The sequence below is a fragment of the Lysinibacillus sp. NPDC094177 genome (assembly GCF_050279145.1).
Classification (GTDB): domain Bacteria; phylum Bacillota; class Bacilli; order Bacillales_A; family Planococcaceae; genus Lysinibacillus.
This window is the reverse complement of sequence record NZ_JBNNTW010000038.1, coordinates 1-1117: the sequence shown is the minus strand read 5'-3', so window position 1 is coordinate 1117 and position 1117 is coordinate 1. Positions and strand designations below refer to the sequence as shown.

Sequence of the window (1117 nt, the reverse complement as noted above, 5' to 3'; positions counted from 1 at the left end):
TCCTGAGCCAGGATCAAACTCTCCATAAAAAGAAATTTGATTAGCTCAAATTGTTTTGCTGGCATCATGTTTGATGTCCAAAATTTTGTTTTTTTCACTAACTCAAGGTTAGCTATTAAAAACTTTATTGATTACGTTTTGCTTGTTCAGTTTTCAAGGTTCATTAAATTTAATTGGTGGAGCCTAGCGGGATCGAACCGCTGACCTCCTGCGTGCAAGGCAGGCGCTCTCCCAGCTGAGCTAAGGCCCCATAGTTAATTTTATTTTTAGGAAATGGTCGGGAAGACAGGATTCGAACCTGCGACCCCTTGGTCCCAAACCAAGTGCTCTACCAAGCTGAGCTACTTCCCGTTTGTTTTATTGGCGCGCCCGACAGGAGTCGAACCCATAACCTTCTGATCCGTAGTCAGACGCTCTATCCAATTGAGCTACGGGCGCTAATTATTAAAATAAAATGGTGCCGAGGGCCGGAATCGAACCGGCACGGTAGTCACCTACCGCAGGATTTTAAGTCCTGTGCGTCTGCCAGTTCCGCCACCCCGGCACATTTGGAGCGGAAGACGAGGTTCGAACTCGCGACCCCCACCTTGGCAAGGTGGTGTTCTACCACTGAACTACTTCCGCATGTGCATAAGATTTATTTATCCTGGCAATTATTAAATTCTAAAAATGGTGCGGGTGAAGGGAGTCGAACCCCCACGCCTTGCGGCGCTAGATCCTAAGTCTAGTGCGTCTGCCAATTCCGCCACACCCGCATATTTTGTTGGCAATTTAAATGGTGAGCCATGAAGGACTCGAACCTTCGACCCTCTGATTAAAAGTCAGATGCTCTACCAACTGAGCTAATGGCTCAAAACTATGGTGCCGGCTATAGGAATCGAACCCACGACCTACTGATTACAAGTCAGTTGCTCTACCTGCTGAGCTAAACCGGCAAATGGTGGAGGATGACGGGCTCGAACCGCCGACCCCCTGCTTGTAAGGCAGGTGCTCTCCCAGCTGAGCTAATCCTCCTGGGTATAATGCCTAGCGACGTCCTACTCTCACAGGGGGAAGCCCCCAACTACCATCGGCGCTAAAGAGCTTAACTTCCGTGTTCGGTATGGGAACGGGTGTG

General features: G+C 49.1%; 9 tRNA genes and 1 rRNA gene. All 10 read right to left on the bottom strand.

The features are described from left to right. Positions 1-174: 174 nt before the first annotated feature. Positions 175-250 (bottom strand) — tRNA-Ala (locus tag ACQKNC_RS22605). Positions 251-274: 24 nt separating this feature from the next. Beyond that, positions 275-351: transfer RNA gene (locus ACQKNC_RS22600), tRNA-Pro, on the bottom strand. A gap of 10 nt (positions 352-361) precedes the next feature. Beyond that, positions 362-438 (bottom strand) — tRNA-Arg (locus ACQKNC_RS22595). Between the two features lie 17 nt (positions 439-455). Beyond that, positions 456-544 (bottom strand) — tRNA-Leu (locus ACQKNC_RS22590). A 5-nt stretch (positions 545-549) separates the two neighbouring features. Further along, positions 550-624, bottom strand: a tRNA-Gly gene (locus ACQKNC_RS22585). 46 nt (positions 625-670) lie between these two features. Next, positions 671-755 (bottom strand) — tRNA-Leu (locus ACQKNC_RS22580). 21 nt (positions 756-776) lie between these two features. Further along, positions 777-852, bottom strand: a tRNA-Lys gene (locus ACQKNC_RS22575). Between the two features lie 7 nt (positions 853-859). Further along, positions 860-935, bottom strand: a tRNA-Thr gene (locus ACQKNC_RS22570). Positions 936-938: 3 nt separating this feature from the next. After that, a tRNA-Val gene (locus ACQKNC_RS22565) sits at positions 939-1014 on the bottom strand. A gap of 10 nt (positions 1015-1024) precedes the next feature. After that, positions 1025-1117, bottom strand: a 5S ribosomal RNA gene (rrf, locus tag ACQKNC_RS22560); the annotation flags it as partial.